The sequence below is a fragment of the Thermobifida halotolerans genome, assembly GCF_003574835.2.
Lineage (GTDB): Bacteria > Actinomycetota > Actinomycetes > Streptosporangiales > Streptosporangiaceae > Thermobifida > Thermobifida halotolerans.
In genome coordinates this window covers 4,831,219-4,845,657 of record NZ_CP063196.1, presented here as the reverse complement: position 1 = coordinate 4,845,657, position 14,439 = coordinate 4,831,219, and the positions used below count along the sequence as shown (strand labels likewise).

General features: G+C 70.8%; 14 protein-coding genes. 6 read left to right on the top strand and 8 right to left on the bottom strand.

Translation table 11 applies throughout. The features are described from left to right. Window positions 1-2 precede the first annotated feature (2 nt). The 4 genes from NI17_RS21700 to NI17_RS21685 all read right to left on the bottom strand — a co-directional run bounded on the left by NI17_RS21700 (window position 3) and on the right by NI17_RS21685 (window position 3,040). Window positions 3-668: an AIM24 family protein gene (locus NI17_RS21700; protein WP_068690090.1), complete on the bottom strand. Its 666-nt coding sequence runs from the start codon at window positions 666-668 to the stop codon at window positions 3-5. 89 nt (window positions 669-757) lie between these two features. Then, window positions 758-1,627, bottom strand: coding sequence for an alpha/beta hydrolase family protein (locus tag NI17_RS21695; RefSeq protein ID WP_068690089.1), 870 nt, complete (start codon window positions 1,625-1,627; stop codon window positions 758-760). Window positions 1,628-1,697: 70 nt separating this feature from the next. Then, window positions 1,698-2,516 (bottom strand): DUF3027 domain-containing protein, encoded by an 819-nt coding sequence (locus NI17_RS21690; RefSeq protein ID WP_234401810.1) that lies wholly within the window; start codon window positions 2,514-2,516, stop codon window positions 1,698-1,700. Between the two features lie 140 nt (window positions 2,517-2,656). Next, window positions 2,657-3,040: a cold-shock protein gene (locus tag NI17_RS21685; protein ID WP_068690088.1), complete on the bottom strand. Its 384-nt coding sequence runs from the start codon at window positions 3,038-3,040 to the stop codon at window positions 2,657-2,659. 616 nt (window positions 3,041-3,656) lie between these two features. On the opposite strand from NI17_RS21685, the gene NI17_RS21680 reads away from it, so the two are divergent. The 5 genes from NI17_RS21680 (at window position 3,657) to NI17_RS21660 (ending at window position 9,876) form a co-directional block, all read left to right on the top strand. Then, window positions 3,657-6,098, top strand: a complete 2,442-nt coding sequence (locus NI17_RS21680) for a helicase-associated domain-containing protein (protein ID WP_068690087.1) — start codon at window positions 3,657-3,659, stop codon at window positions 6,096-6,098. A 101-nt stretch (window positions 6,099-6,199) separates the two neighbouring features. Further along, window positions 6,200-6,607: a hypothetical protein gene (locus NI17_RS21675; RefSeq protein WP_068690086.1), complete on the top strand. Its 408-nt coding sequence runs from the start codon at window positions 6,200-6,202 to the stop codon at window positions 6,605-6,607. A 61-nt stretch (window positions 6,608-6,668) separates the two neighbouring features. Next, the gene (locus tag NI17_RS21670; RefSeq protein WP_068690084.1) at window positions 6,669-7,073 is read left to right on the top strand and encodes a hypothetical protein; all 405 of its coding nucleotides are present in this window, start codon (window positions 6,669-6,671) and stop codon (window positions 7,071-7,073) included. A 357-nt stretch (window positions 7,074-7,430) separates the two neighbouring features. Next, window positions 7,431-9,080, top strand: a complete 1,650-nt coding sequence (locus tag NI17_RS21665) for a DNA repair helicase XPB (protein ID WP_068690082.1) — start codon at window positions 7,431-7,433, stop codon at window positions 9,078-9,080. Window positions 9,081-9,153: 73 nt separating this feature from the next. Beyond that, window positions 9,154-9,876: a polysaccharide deacetylase family protein gene (locus NI17_RS21660; protein WP_068690080.1), complete on the top strand. Its 723-nt coding sequence runs from the start codon at window positions 9,154-9,156 to the stop codon at window positions 9,874-9,876. 22 nt (window positions 9,877-9,898) lie between these two features. Here NI17_RS21660 and NI17_RS24570 read toward each other — a convergent pair whose 3' ends face one another. Beyond that, entirely contained in the window at window positions 9,899-10,264 is a 366-nt protein-coding gene (locus NI17_RS24570) for a hypothetical protein (RefSeq protein ID WP_324609952.1), read from the bottom strand. Between the two features lie 84 nt (window positions 10,265-10,348). Here NI17_RS24570 and NI17_RS21650 point away from each other — a divergent pair, with 84 nt between their 5' ends. Continuing rightward, window positions 10,349-10,774, top strand: coding sequence for an NUDIX hydrolase (locus NI17_RS21650; protein ID WP_068690078.1), 426 nt, complete (start codon window positions 10,349-10,351; stop codon window positions 10,772-10,774). Between the two features lie 97 nt (window positions 10,775-10,871). Here the strand turns inward: NI17_RS21650 and groL are convergent, their stop codons facing one another. The 3 genes from groL to thrC form a co-directional block, all read right to left on the bottom strand. Continuing rightward, window positions 10,872-12,500: a chaperonin GroEL gene (gene groL, locus NI17_RS21645; protein WP_068690076.1), complete on the bottom strand. Its 1,629-nt coding sequence runs from the start codon at window positions 12,498-12,500 to the stop codon at window positions 10,872-10,874. 338 nt (window positions 12,501-12,838) lie between these two features. Further along, the gene (locus tag NI17_RS21640) at window positions 12,839-13,117 is read right to left on the bottom strand and encodes a MoaD/ThiS family protein (protein ID WP_068690074.1); all 279 of its coding nucleotides are present in this window, start codon (window positions 13,115-13,117) and stop codon (window positions 12,839-12,841) included. 49 nt (window positions 13,118-13,166) lie between these two features. Beyond that, window positions 13,167-14,435, bottom strand: a complete 1,269-nt coding sequence (gene thrC / locus NI17_RS21635) for a threonine synthase (protein WP_068690072.1) — start codon at window positions 14,433-14,435, stop codon at window positions 13,167-13,169. Between the last annotated feature and the right edge of the window lie 4 nt (window positions 14,436-14,439).

Sequence of the window (14,439 nt, the reverse complement as noted above, 5' to 3'; positions counted from 1 at the left end):
GCTCACCCCTGCTGCACGGCCGCCCGCACCGGCCCCTCGGAGGCCTGGACCAGGACGAACCCCTGGCCTTCCAGGGCGAGTTGGAACGCCTCGCCGCTGCCGCGGCCGATCAGCGCGCCCGCCTTGACCGTGCTGCGCAGGCTGGTGCGCAGCGAGGTGGACCAGGCGACCGCCGCCTTGGTGTCGACGAAGGTCGGCTGGTCGACGTTGAGCAGGACCGGGGTGCCGTGGCAGGCGACGGCAATCCGTCCCCGGCCGGTGAAGACCGTGTTGAACAGTCCTCCCGCGACCATTCCCACCCCCCTGAGCCGGTGGATGTCCCATTCCAGCCCGGCCTCGAAGGCGAGCACGTTCTCGCCGCTGACGGTGATCGACTCGTCCTCGAGGTCCAGGAGGTGGACCTCCCAGGCGTCCCGGGCGAGGAAGACGTCGCCCTGCCCGGAGACCCGCATGAGCGGCAGGCCCTCGCCGGTGAACGCCTTCTTGAAGAACCGGCCGACGCTGCCCGCGCCCTTGTAGGCGAAGTCGACGTTCCCCTGGTAGGCCACCATCGACCCCTGGCGCGCGTAGAACTCCCCGTCGCAGGCGACCCGCAGCATCCTGGGGTTCTGCAGGGCCATTCCCGGCAGGTCGTTCTCCTGGGCCTGGTGGAACAGTTCGCTGCGCACTGGGTCACTCCTCGCGGTCTCGGATCGCCGTGGAACCTTTCCGGACGCGGCCCGGACCCTCCGGGATCAGTCCGGACGCTGACCGCCCATCATCCCAGGTGCTGCCGGAAGAACTCCACTGCCTCGGCCGCGACCTCGGCGCGCACCGGCCCGCCCGCCCGGACCGCCGCGTGGAACGGCTTGTCCTCCGTGGAGCGGCACAGGAACTCGTAGTGGCCGACGTGCGCGCCGACGGAGCGCCCCTCCGCGCCGGGGACCAGGTCGAGGTACCTGCGGGCGTTCCGGTCGGGAGGCGCGAGGACGTCGGCGTCACCCCAGCGCACCGCGACCGGGCGGCGGATCCGGGTGAGGGAGTCGGTGTCGAGGAGTTCCCCGACCGCCGGGGCGACCAGGAAGGCACAGCGCACCCGCTCGTCGGTGTGGTCGGCGGACGCCAGATCCACCCAGGAGGCGACGGTCTCGGCGGGCAGCGCCGCGATCTCCTCGACCAGGGTCGGGTACTCGGGAGGGGGCGGGATGCGGAGTGCGCCGCTCAGCAGCCCCTCGACCACCTCCTTCGACAGGCGCGCCCCCACGAGGGCGGCGGCGGTGTAGCCGCCCAGCGAGAATCCCGCCACGCCCACCGCGCCGACCTGTTCGTCCGCGGTGATGCGGTCCAGCGCGAAGGCCAGGTCCAAAGGACGGTCCCACCAGCAGGCGAACCCCATCGCGGTGTATCCGTCGCGGTAGTTGTTGCCGTGGTGGTCCACCGCGGCGACCAGGAAACCCGCCTCCGCCAGGGGCTCGGCCAGCCAGGCCATCTGGTCGGCGGCGCTTCCGGTGCCGTGCGACAGCAGCACCAGCGGCGCGGGGCCCGGACGGTCCGGGCGGGTCAGGTGGAGTCGGACCGGGCGCGGCCCGGCATCCGTGTGGTGCGGTCGGCTCGGGTCGACGAGTTCCCGGATCTCACTGGAGGGCATGGGATCGCAGCATAACCAAACCGGTTCAGCGGTAGCAGGGGCCCGACCGTTTCCGGTCAGGCCCGCCGTGTCACTGCTGTGCCGACTGGTCCGAGGAGACCAGTTCCAGTTCGCTGGTGTCGTCGAAGACGATGGTGTCATAGCCCATCTCGTCGACCACCGGGGTGAGCGGTTCGGCCTCGTTCTCGGGCAGCGCCGCCTCCGAGTGCGCCCCGCAGCCGTGGTCGAGGGAGACCACCCGGCCGTCGTCGGGCGCGTACTCGTTGGCGCAGACCCCGAACATCTGCCGCAGCTCACCCGCCAGCGGAACCATGAACCCGCAGGTGGCGCACTTGGCCGGGGCCGCGGTGGCGATCGGGCTGTCGGGGCCGGACTCGCCGGAGTACCAGCGTTCGGCCGCGGCCTCGCGTCCCACCTCCGAGAGCACGCGGGGCCGGCCCAGCCCCAACTCCCACAGCATCTGCTTGTCCTCGCCGTCCTCGGTGATCTCCTCGGAGGCGATCTGGGCATAGCCCGGCATCAGCCGCTCGTCGTCGGCGGAACTGGGCAGCAGGTCGCCCACGCCGAGATCTCCCGGACGCAGCCGCTCCTTCCAGGGCAGCCACTCGGGCGCGGTGAGCGCGTCCGACCCGGGCAGCAGCACCGACTCGTTGACGGTGACGTACTTGGCCCGGGCCGCGCGCACGACCGTGACCGCGTAGTGCCAACCGGGGTAGGCCGGGTCGAGGCACCTGAAGAGATGGGTGACCAGGCGGTCACCCTCAACCTGGGTTCCGAGGTGCTCGCCCACCCACTCGGGACGTCCGATCTCGGCGGCCGCCGCGCGGGCGAGGTCCTGAGCCTCGATGCACGCCTTGTCTGGTACGGGGGATCGACGGGTACGTCTCACAACTCCATTTTCGCTGATTACCAGCACCGGCTTGACCATGACGGCGATCGATAGCCGACCGTTACCCGCTTATCGGCCTTCGAGAAGCACAGATACGCCCTGTGGCGTGTGCCACAGGGCGTGCTGCTGCGAGGAGGTGTTCAGAGTTCCAGGTCGTCGGCGACCACGCGCAGGACCTGAGCGATCTTGGCCGCCTCGCGGCGGTCGGGATGCTTGTTCCTGCGGTAGGTGTTGGACACACCGTCAAGCAGCTTGATCAGGTCTTCGATGATGACAACCATCTCGTCCGGCTTCTTGCGCAGCGCCTTGGCCACCGACCGGGGCGCCTCGAGCAGTCTGACCTGGAGCGCCTGAGCGCCCTTGCGCCCTTCCACGATCCCGAACTCGACCCGCTGCCCGGGACGGAGCGTGGTCGTGCCGGGCGGAAGCGCCGAGGCATGCAGGAAGACCTCGCCGCCGTCGTCTTTGGTGAGGAAACCGAAACCCTTGCCCGCGTCGTACCACTTGACCTTGCCAGTGGGCACGTGTGACCTCTTCGCTTTCGCCGTCGAAACACCGGGAGGACCGCGCTCGTACCGCCCCTCGCCAGGACCGTGCGGTACGGCCGCCCTCTCGCCCGTCCAACATCGGACGGGTCTTTCAGGCTAACCGTGCCCGTCCGGGACAGCCACTGGATAACTGCCCCGAAACAAACAAAAGCAAGCTAATTCGGTTGGTAACCGATTAGGGGACTTGTCTTTCGGTCATGCCGTGCAGATCTGCCGAGAGGCCCGGAAAACCGTTGTGTTCCGGGCCTCTCGCACGCGGCCCCCGCGTACCGCTGGTTGCGGAGTTGTGGGACGGGACCCGGCGGTTCCGGGGTGCCGCCACGGCCGACGACCACTGCGGTGACGGGCTCCACCGACGGCCGTCGCACCGTCGTCCACCGGCGGCGGCGCTTCCCGGGATGGACCTACCGGAGCCACCGCGCGCCAGAGTTGGGACGCATGACCATCATCATCCGCCACGTCGGCGCCCCGCGACCGCGAACCGCGGGCGGACGGGGATATTCCGGATCGTTTGCCCTGGGTTGACCGAGTGCGGCGTCGGAATACCCGTCCGGCGCGCCTCCGCGCGGTGATGGCATAGCGTGAAACCACGATGAGCGACGACACCGAGCCTGTGACGCGCCGGGATTCGGGGCGCGCCCCCACCTACACCTCCTGGCTGCGGAGCCTGTCGGACGCCGAACTGGACGGGCTGCTGGACGCACGCCCCGATCTGGCCTCCCCCGTGCCGACCGGGTTCGTGGCGCTGGCCTCGCGTGCCGCCGCCCGCCCCTCGGTGCTGCGCGCCCTGGACCGCCTGGACCGGTTCGGCCTGCAGGTGCTGGAAGCCCTGCTGGCCCTGGGCGACCCGCTGGGGTCGGGTCCCCCCGTGGGCACAGACCGGACCGCGCTGGCCACGGCCCTGGGCCGGCCGGGCCCGGCCCTGGACACCGCGTTGGAGCGGCTGCGCACCGCCGCCCTGGTCTGGACGGACGGCGAGACGCTGCGGCCGGTCGCGGTACTCCGCGACATCCTGGACCGGCCCGCCGGACTGGGCCCCCCGCTGGCCGCACTGCTCACCGGCTACCCCCTGGACCGGCTCAACCGACTGGCCGCCGACCTCGGCCTGTCCACGGGGTACACCGAAGGCGAACCGGCGGCGCGGATCACCGCCGAAGTCGTCCGCCCGGGACGGCTGGACGAACTCCTCGCCGAGGTGGGGGAGGAGGCCCGCGCCGTACTGGACCGGCTGATGTGGGGACCGCCGCACGGCAGCGTCTCCAACGCCCGACGCGCCGTGTCACTGGCCACGGCCGCCTCCCCCATCGACCGACTGCTGGCGCTGGGACTGGTCGTCGCCACCGACGACACCACGATCACGCTGCCCCGCGAGGTGGCCCTGCACCTGCGCGGCGGACGGGTGTTCGCGAAGGTCGAGTCGGCCGCTCCCGCCCTCTCCACCGCCACACGCGACGCCACGCTGGTGGTCCGCGCGGCCGCGGGCCAGGCGTTCACCGCGGTCCGCGCGGTCGGGGAACTGCTGGAGGCGTGGGCCGACGAGCCGCCGGGGGTGCTGCGCAACGGCGGACTGGGCGTGCGCGACCTCCGCGACGCCGCCCGACTGCTGGACACCGACGAGCGGAGCGCGGCGGTGCTGGTGGAGACCGCGTACGCGGCCGGACTGCTCGGCTGCGGCGGCGACGAGGACGCCGAGTGGCTGCCCACCGCGGACTACGACGCCTGGCAGGCCGACAGGCCCGCCCGCCGCTGGCTGCGACTGGCCGACGCGTGGCTGCGCTCCCCGCGGGTGGCGGGCCGCTGCGCCGAGAGGGACGCGCGCGGCAGGAGCCGCAACGTCCTCGGCGAGGGCCTGGAGCACCGTCTGGCCCCCGAGGTGCGCCGCGACGTGCTGGAGGTGCTCGCCGAGCCTCCCGAGGGCCACGCGCCGTCCCCCGGGTCGGTGGTCGAACGGCTGGCCTGGTTGCGACCGCGCCGCCACGGACCGGTCGTCGCGGAACTGGTGCGCCACACCCTGGACGACGCGGCGGTCCTGGGGGTGACCGGCCGCGACGCGCTCGCCCCCTACGCGCGCGCCCTGCTGGCCGAGCACGGCGTCGACGGCTCGGACGCCTCGCTCGCCCCGCTCGCGGCCGAACTCCCCGAACCGCTCGACCACATCCTGGTGCAGGGCGACCTGACCGCGGTGGCCCCCGGCCCCCTGGTCGCCTCGCTGGCCAGGGAGTTGGCACTGCTCGCCGACGTGGAGTCGACCGGAGGTGCCACCGTCTACCGGTTCAGCGAGGCATCGATCCGCCGCGCCCTGGACGCGGGCCGCGGCGCCGACGAGGTGCTCGCGCTGCTGGAGCGGCACTCCGCCACGCCGCTGCCGCAGCCCCTGCGCTACCTGGTGGCCGACGTGGCCCGCAGGCACGGACGGCTGCGCGTGGGCACCGCCTCCAGCTACCTGCGCTGCGACGATCCGGCCGTGCTGGGCCAACTGCTGAGCGACCGCCGCGCCGCCGACCTGATGCTGTTCCCGCTCGCCCCGACCGTCGTGGCATCCCGCGCGAGTCGGCCGGTCCTGCTGGACCGGCTCGCCGAACTGGGCTACCACCCGGTTCCCGAGGCCACCGACGGGTCGGTGCAGTTGAGTCGGCCGCGGATCCGCCGTGCGGCCGAGCCGCCGAAGGACGCGCACCTGACCGAACCCCGGCCGCTCGAACCCCGGCTGCGGGCGGCGACGGTGCGCGCGATCCGCGCGGGCGACGAGGCCGCGTCCGCGCTGCGGCGGTCCGTCGGCGTTCCCGACGCCCCACCGCCGCGCTCCCCGGCCGCGGCGACACTGGCGGCGCTCTCCTCCGCCGCCGAACGCGGCGAGCGGGTGTGGATCGGCTACCTGGACTCCGACGGTGTCGCCAGCGGCAGCATCGTGGAACCCTCCCGGGTGGACGGCGGCTATCTCACCGCCTACGACGCGACCCGGGCGGCGGTGCGCCGGTTCGCCGTCCACCGCATCACCGGGGTCGCCGCCCTCGCCCCGGAGACGGGGGCCTGACCCCGACACGATCGTGGTGGCTGCCCACTCGGCATCACGCCGTGGATTCTGATGAGATTGGGGAAGCCATGTCCGGTGTACGGAATCGAGGTTTCTCCCCCATGAGCAACCCGTCGCTGCCCCCCGGAGCCTCCGACCCCCGCGACGAGCCGCCGCCACGGGTCCGCCGGGTCGCGGGCGAGCGGGACGAGGACCGCCCCGGTGACGGGACAGGGCCCCGTCCGTCGGGGTCGAGCAGCTCCACGATGGCGCTCATCCTGCACGCGCTCACCTTCCTGTGCTGCGCCAACTGGTTGTTCGGGGTCATCGGCATCGTCTTCGCGGTGCGCGCCGCACACAAACGCGACCAGGGGCTCTACACTCAGGCCGAAACTCTGACCAGGTATTCCTGGTACTGCCTCGGCGCCGGCGCGGTGATGCTCCTGGTCATGGTCATCTCCTTCGGCGTGCTCCTCACCCAGGCCGGCTCCTGGGTGGAGGGAGTGGTCTCGCCGGACCTGAACTACTGACCGACGTCGCGGCCGACGCTCCGCCATGTGGATGACGTGGATTGAAGAGAGGGCGGAACTCATGAACAGCCAGTGGCCCGGCTCGGGCGACTCGTGGGGCGACCGCACCGGGCCCCAGCCCCCGAGCCCGGGCGGTGGCGCCCACGGTGCTTCCGGTGTTCCCTGGCACTCCTTCCCCCCACCCGACCTTCCACCGCCCGCCCACCCCGGCCAGCCGCCGCTCTCCGGCCCTCCGCTGGCCAAGGGCAACGCGGTCCTCGCGCTGATCATCGCGATCATCCTCACCCTGACCTGCGTGGGAGTCACCGACGTCATCGGCATCGCGCTGGCCGCCGTCGCACTCAGCAAGGACCAGGACCCGGAGGAGTTCGACAGGTACACCCGCTGGGCGTGGCTGAGCAACTTCATCCACATCGGCTTCCTGGTGCTGCTGCTCGTGCTGTTCGTGGCACTCGACACGGTTTAGAAGAGGAAGTTTCCAGGGCACCCGGCCTCGGCCCCCTGGAGTCAGGGCCACCCGAAAACCACCCCCGGGGCCGAGGCCACACGGCCCCGGGGTGGCAGCGGGGGGAGGCGCCCCGACGCCGACCCACCCGCACTCCAGCCGCACAGCCCCCACGCGAACCCCGTCATCAGAGTCCGGTGAGGGGCACGGCCCCGGAATCCCCCGGTTCTCCCCAAGAACCGTGGTCCGCGCCCTCCGGACCGAACATAGACTCCGAAGACAACACCCCCTCACCGTCGTCGTCCATCCCCCCGCGTCGGGGCGGTCCCGGTGAGGTGTTCGCGCATCATCGTCTCCGGGACCCGCTGTGAGGTACGTGTGTCCGGTCCGCTCATCGTCCAGTCCGACAGGACCCTGCTGCTGGAGGTCGACCACGAACTGGCCGACGAGTGCCGCAGGGCCATCTCGCCGTTCGCGGAACTGGAGCGCGCCCCCGAGCACGTGCACACCTACCGGGTGACGCCGCTGGCGCTGTGGAACGCGCGGGCCGCCGGGCACGACGCCGAACAGGTCGTAGACGCGTTCCTCACCTACTCGCGCTACCCCGTGCCGCACTCACTGCTGGTGGACGTCGCCGAGACGATGGGCCGCTACGGGCGGCTGCAACTGCTCTCCCACCCGACGCACGGCCTGGTGCTCCAGGCGCTGGACCGGGCGGTGCTGGAGGAGGTGGTGCGCTCCCGCCGGATCAGGCCGATGCTGGGTGCGCGCATCGAGTCCGACACCGTCGCGGTGCACCCCAGCGAACGCGGCAACCTCAAACAGGCCCTGCTCAAACTCGGCTGGCCCGCCGAGGACCTGGCCGGGTACGTCGACGGCGAGGCGCACCGGATCGACCTGGAGGAGAACGGCTGGCGGTTGCGCGACTACCAGCGCGCGGCGGTCGACAGCTTCGACGCGGGCGGCTCGGGCGTGGTCGTGCTGCCGTGCGGGGCGGGCAAGACCGTCGTGGGCGCGGCGGCGATGGCCCGCACCGGGGCCACCACGCTGATCCTGGTCACCAACACCGTCTCGGTGCACCAGTGGCGCTCCGAACTGCTGCGCCGCACCTCGCTCACCGAGGACGAGATCGGCGAGTACTCGGGCGCCCGCAAGGAGATCCGCCCGGTCACCATCGCCACCTACCAGGTCATGGCGTCGCGCCGGAAGGGCGTCCACACCCACCTGGAACTGTTCGAGGCGCGCGACTGGGGGCTGATCGTCTACGACGAGGTGCACCTGCTGCCCGCGCCGATCTTCCGCATGACCGCGGACCTCCAGGCGCGCCGCCGTCTGGGACTGACGGCGACGCTGGTGCGCGAGGACGGCCGCGAGGGCGACGTGTTCTCGCTGATCGGTCCCAAACGCTACGACGCGCCCTGGAAGGAGATGGAGAACCAGGGGTGGATCGCCCCGGCCGACTGCGTGGAGGTACGGGTCACGCTCACCGAGTCCGAGCGGCTGGCCTACGCCACCGCCGAACCGGAGGACCGCTACCGGTTCTGCGCCTCCACCCCCGTCAAGACCTCGGTCGTGCGGGAACTGGTGCAGCGGCACGAGGGCGAGCGGACGCTGGTGATCGGCTCCTACATCGACCAGTTGGACGAGATCGGCGCGGAACTGGACACGCCCGTCATCAAGGGGGAGACCCCGGTGAGGGAGCGGGAGCGGCTGTTCGACGCGTTCCGGTCGGGTGGGCTGCACACCCTGGTGGTGTCCAAGGTCGCCAACTTCTCCGTCGACCTGCCCGAGGCGTCCGTGGCCATCCAGGTCTCGGGGTCCTTCGGCTCCCGCCAGGAGGAGGCGCAGCGCCTGGGCCGGGTGCTGCGTCCCAAGGGCGACCGCCGGGCCGCCCGGTTCTACGCGGTGGTGGCGCGCGACACCCTCGACCAGGACTACGCGGCCCACCGGCAGCGCTTCCTCGCCGAACAGGGCTACGCCTACCGGATCGTGGACGCCGACGACGTGCTGGCGGGCGGCGAGATCTGATCTCGCCGCGCGCCCCGGTGGGAACGGACGGTGGTAGGCTCCCGCCGCCCCCTTCGTTCCGGTCGGGAGTGACATGTCCCCACGTTCGGCCCGGCGCCGCCGCGTCCTGGTCGGTGCCTCGGTCCTGCTCTGCCTCTCTCTCGTCCTGTGGGGCCTGAACACCCTGGTGAACTCGCGCACCTTCCAGCTCGGCGGGACCCTCGTGCACCGGGTGGCGACCGACGCGCGCGTCGTGGCGCTGACCTTCGACGACGGTCCCACCGAGTACACCGAGGAGGTTCTGGCCACGCTGGCGGAACTCGACGTCACGGCCACCTTCTACCTGACCGGTCGGGAACTGGAGGAGAACCCCGGTGCGGGTCGGCTCATCGCCGGGGCCGGGCACGAGCTGGGCAACCACTCCTACTCGCACCGGCGGATGGTGTTCCACTCCCCCGACTTCGTCGCCTCGGAGATCGAGCGCACCGACGAGGCGATCCGCGCGACCGGCTACTCGGGGGAGATCACCTTCCGTCCCCCCAACGGCAAGAAGCTCTACGTGCTCCCGCGGTACCTGGCCGAGCACGGCAGGACCACGGTGACCTGGGACGTCGAACCGGACTCCGACGCGACCGCCGACGCCGACACGATCGTGGCCCAGACGGTGCGGCAGGTGCGGCCCGGGTCGATCGTCCTGCTGCACGTGATGTACGACAGCCGGGAGGCGAGCCGTGCCGCGATCGCTCCCGTCGTCGAGTCGCTGCGGGCCGACGGCTACGAGTTCGTGACCGTGTCCGAACTCCTCCGGTACCGGTGATCTCCCACGATCAACGGTGTGCTCAGATGGCGGGCAGCCAGCCCATCAGCAGGGTGCCGCCCGCGATCACCCACGCCACCAGCGAGTACCCGAGGGTCTGGGCGCGCAGGGCGGGTCTGCTCCGGAGGATGGGAGCGGCGAAGGCGGCCACCATCAAGGCCAGGGCGAGCATCGCGGGGATCAGCGAGGCTCCGGCGAACAACGCCATCTGGTCAACGCATTTCTGGTAGCCCTGCTCCAGCGGATCACCGCAGAACACCTTGTCTCCCGATTCCGTGAAAGCCAACAGCGAGTACGTGGCCGCCGTCGTGACGTCCACGACCGCGAGGATCGTCAGCGCCGCGGCTGCCGCGGGCGCCTCTCCGGTCCGGTTCTGTGAGGACGACACCCCTTTGACGGTACCCCGGAAAGTCCGATTCGTGCCTACAGTTCCCCGCAAAACGGCACGGGGAGGAGGTTCTAGGGTTGGGGCATGGACTTCTCCGACACCGCCGCCCCCGCCCTCGTGGACGCGCTGGCCTGGGTGCACGTTCGCGACGGAAGAGTGCTCAAGGTCCGCTCCACCGGCAAGGACGTCTTCTACCTTCCGGGAGGCAAGCGCGAACCGGGTGAGAGCGACGCCGAGGCGCTGACGCGGGAGGTCGCCGAAGAGGTGTCGGTACGGCTCGACCCGGCGACGCTGGAACTGTTCACGGTGGTCGACGCGGCCGCGCACGGCTATCCGGAGGGCACCCGGGTCAGGCTGGCCTGCTACACCGCCGAGTTCGCCGGGACGCTCGCCCCCAGTTCCGAGATCGCCGAGCTCGCCTGGTTCACCGCGGCCGACGCCGACCGGTGCCCTCCGGCGGGGGTGCGGGTGCTGGAGGAGCTGGCGCGGCGGGGACTGGTGGAGGGCTGACCCCGCGAAGGGCCGCGGCCACGGGTCCGGACAGCACGAAGGGGACGGTCCCGGAAGGGACCGTCCCCTGTGGACGTGTGTGACGCCGCGGTGCGGACTAGAAGTCCATGCCGCCCATGTCACCGGCGCCGGGGGCGGCCGGGGCGGCCTTCTCCGGCTTCTCGGCGATGACGGCCTCGGTGGTCAGGAACAGACCCGCGATGGACGCGGCGTTCTGCAGGGCGGAGCGGGTGACCTTGGTCGGGTCGATGACGCCGTCCTTGAACAGGTCGGTGTACTCACCGGTGGCGGCGTTCAGGCCGACGCCCGTCTCCAGGTTCTTCACCTTCTCCACGACGACGCCGCCCTCGAGACCGGCGTTGATCGCGATCTGCTTCAGCGGCTCCTCGACGGCGCGACGCACGATGTCGGCGCCGATGGCCTCGTCGCCCTCCAGCTCCAGCTTCTCGAAGGCCGTGACGCTGGCCTGCAGCAGCGCGACACCACCACCGGGCAGGATGCCCTCCTCGACCGCGGCCTTGGCGTTGCGGACGGCGTCCTCGATGCGGTGCTTGCGCTCCTTGAGCTCGACCTCGGTGGCGGCGCCGGCCTTGATGACGGCCACGCCACCGGCCAGGCGGGCCAGGCGCTCCTGCAGCTTCTCGCGGTCGTAGTCGGAGTCGGTGCGCTCGATCTCGGCGCGGATCTCGTTGACCCGGCCGGCGATCGCGGTGGCGTCACCGGCGCCGTCGACGATGGTGGTCTCGTCCTTGGTGACGACGACCTTGCGGGCGCGGCCGAGCATCTCCAGCTCGGTGCTCTCCAGCTTCAGGCCGACCTCTTCGGTGATGACCTGGCCGCCGGTCAGCACGGCGATGTCGCCGAGCTGGGCCTTGCGGCGGTCGCCGAAGCCGGGGGCCTTGATGGCGACGGACTTGAAGGTGCCGCGGATCTTGTTGACCACCAGGGTCTGCAGCGCGGTGCCCTCGACGTCCTCGGCGATGACGACCAGCGGACGGCCGGACTGCAGGACCTTCTCGATGACCGGAAGGAACTCGTTGTTGTTGGAGATCTTCTGGTTGGCGATGAGGATGTACGGGTCCTCGAGGACCGTCTCCATGCGCTCCAGGTCGGTGGCGAAGTAGGGCGAGATGTAGCCCTTGTCGAAGCGCATACCCTCGGCGAGCTCCAGCTCCAGCCCGAAGGTCTGGCCCTCCTCGACGGTGATGACGCCTTCCTTGCCGACCTTGTCCATCGCCTCGGCGATGTACTCGCCGATCTGGGTGTCGCCGGCGGAGATGGAGGCGGTGGAGGCGATCTGCTCCTTGGTCTCGATCTCCTTGGAGAGGTTCGCCAGCTCCTCGCTGACACGGGCCACGGCGGCGTCGATACCGCGCTTCAGGCCGATCGGGTTGGCACCGGCGGCCACGTTGCGCAGCCCCTCGCGCACCAGGGCCTGCGCCAGCACGGTGGCGGTGGTGGTGCCGTCACCGGCGACGTCGTCGGTCTTCTTCGCGACCTCCTTGACCAGCTCGGCGCCGATCTTCTCGTAGGGGTCCTCGAGTTCGATCTCCTTGGCGATGGAGACACCGTCGTTGGTGATGGTCGGCGCGCCCCATTTCTTCTCAAGGACGACGTTGCGGCCCTTGGGGCCGAGGGTCACCTTGACGGCGTCAGCGAGCTGGTTCATACCGCGCTCGAGGCCGCGCCGGGCTTCCTCGTCAAACGCGATCAGTTTGGCTGCCATAGAGTTCTAGTCCTCCCGAGACCGGGCTGATACGCGAGGGAACGAGCCGACGCCCGCGACGGATGGCCGCGGCTGCCCGGCACCCGTCTGCCGGAAGTCGCGACCTCATCGTCTCGATCCGCGATTTAGCACTCACGTCCTGAGAGTGCTAACGGTCTCTTTTTAGCACTCTCAGGATGGGAGTGCAAATGTCTCGCGGATTCTTCTTCTGGTCGCTACCCGCAGGTCAGAGCGGCCAAAACCGGCCGTTGCCCAACTTTCCCGCGTTCCTCGGGAAACGGAAACGGCCGGAGCGCACCGCGCTCCGGCCGGATCGGCTCACACCGCCGCGGACCTGTTCAGCAGCCGCCCGCGACCGCCGGGATGATCGACACCTGGACGCCCTGCGGGGTCGGGGTGTCCAGGCCGTCGGCGAACCGGACGTCCTCGTCTCCCACGTAGACGTTGACGAAGCGGCGGATCCTGCCGCTGTCGTCGAGAATGCGGGCCTGGATGCCGGAGTGGTTGGCCTCCAGGTCGGCCAGCACCTCCTTCAGGGTGCTCCCCTCAGCCGTCACCTCGGCCTGCCCCTTGGTGTAGGTGCGCAGAATGGTGGGGACTCGGACACTGACGCTCATCGCTGGGACTCCTTGGTTCTTTTCGACTCGACGGGAACGGACCGACGCCTCAGAGCAGTCCGGCCTCCTTGAAGGCGCCCAGCGACGGCTTGATCGTCGCGGTGACTCCGGTGCCGGACACGGCGTTGAGCGTCTTGAGCCCGTCTCCGGTGTTCAACACCACCGTCTCGGCCTCGGGGTCGAGCACCCCGTCGGCCAGCAGCTTGCGCAGCACACCGGTGGTGACTCCGCCCGCGGTCTCGGCGAAGACGCCCTCGGTGCGCGCCAGCAGCCTGATCGAGTCGACGATCTCGGAGTCGCTCACGTGCTCGACCGCGCCTCCGGTGCGACGGCAGATGTCGAGCACGTACGGCCCGTCCGCCGGGTTGCCGATCGCCAGCGACTTGGCGATGGTGTCGGGCCGGACCGGCTGGATGACGTCGTGGCCGTTCTCCCAGGCGCGGGCCACGGGGGAGCAGCCGGTGGCCTGCGCGCCGAAGACCCGGTACGGCCTGTCCTCGACCAGCCCGAGCTTGATCAGCTCCTGGAACCCCTTGTCGATCTTGGTGAGCTGGGAGCCGGAAGCGATGGGGATGATGATCTGGTCGGGAACGCGCCACCCCAACTGCTCGGCGATCTCGTAGGCGAGCGTCTTGGAGCCCTCGGCGTAGTAGGGGCGCAGGTTGACGTTGACGAACCCCCAGTCCTCACCGGCCGGGTCGCCGATGAGTTCGGAGCAGAACCGGTTGACGTCGTCGTAGGTGCCGTCGATCGCGACCAGTTGGCCGCCGTAGACGGCCGCCATGACGACCTTGCCCTCCTCCAGACCGGCCGGGATGAACACACACGACCGGAACCCGGCCCGGGCGGCGGCGGCACCGACCGCTCCGGCGAGGTTGCCGGTGGAGGAGCAGGACAGGGTGGTAAAGCCGAAGGTACGGGCGGCCTCGACGGCCATCGCCACGACGCGGTCCTTGAAGGAGTGCGTGGGGTTGCCGGAGTCGTCCTTGACGTACAGGGAGCGCAGCCCCAGTTCGGCGGCGAGCCGGTCGGCCCTGACCAGCGGGGTCTGGCCGGGGTTCATGTTCGGCAGGTCCTCGACGTCGGCCGGGACCGGCAGGAGTGCCTTGTAGCGCCAGATGTTGTTCGGCCCCCGGGCGATGGACTCGCGGGTGATCCGGCCGAAGTCGTAGGCCACTTCCAGCGGACCGAAACACTCGATGCAGGCGAAGACGGGACCGAGGTCGTAGCGGGCGCCGCACTCGCGACAGGACAGCGCGACAGCGGAGCCGAAGGAGTCGGTGACGGACGTGGCGGATTCCGTGGCGGTCAGCGCCATGAGG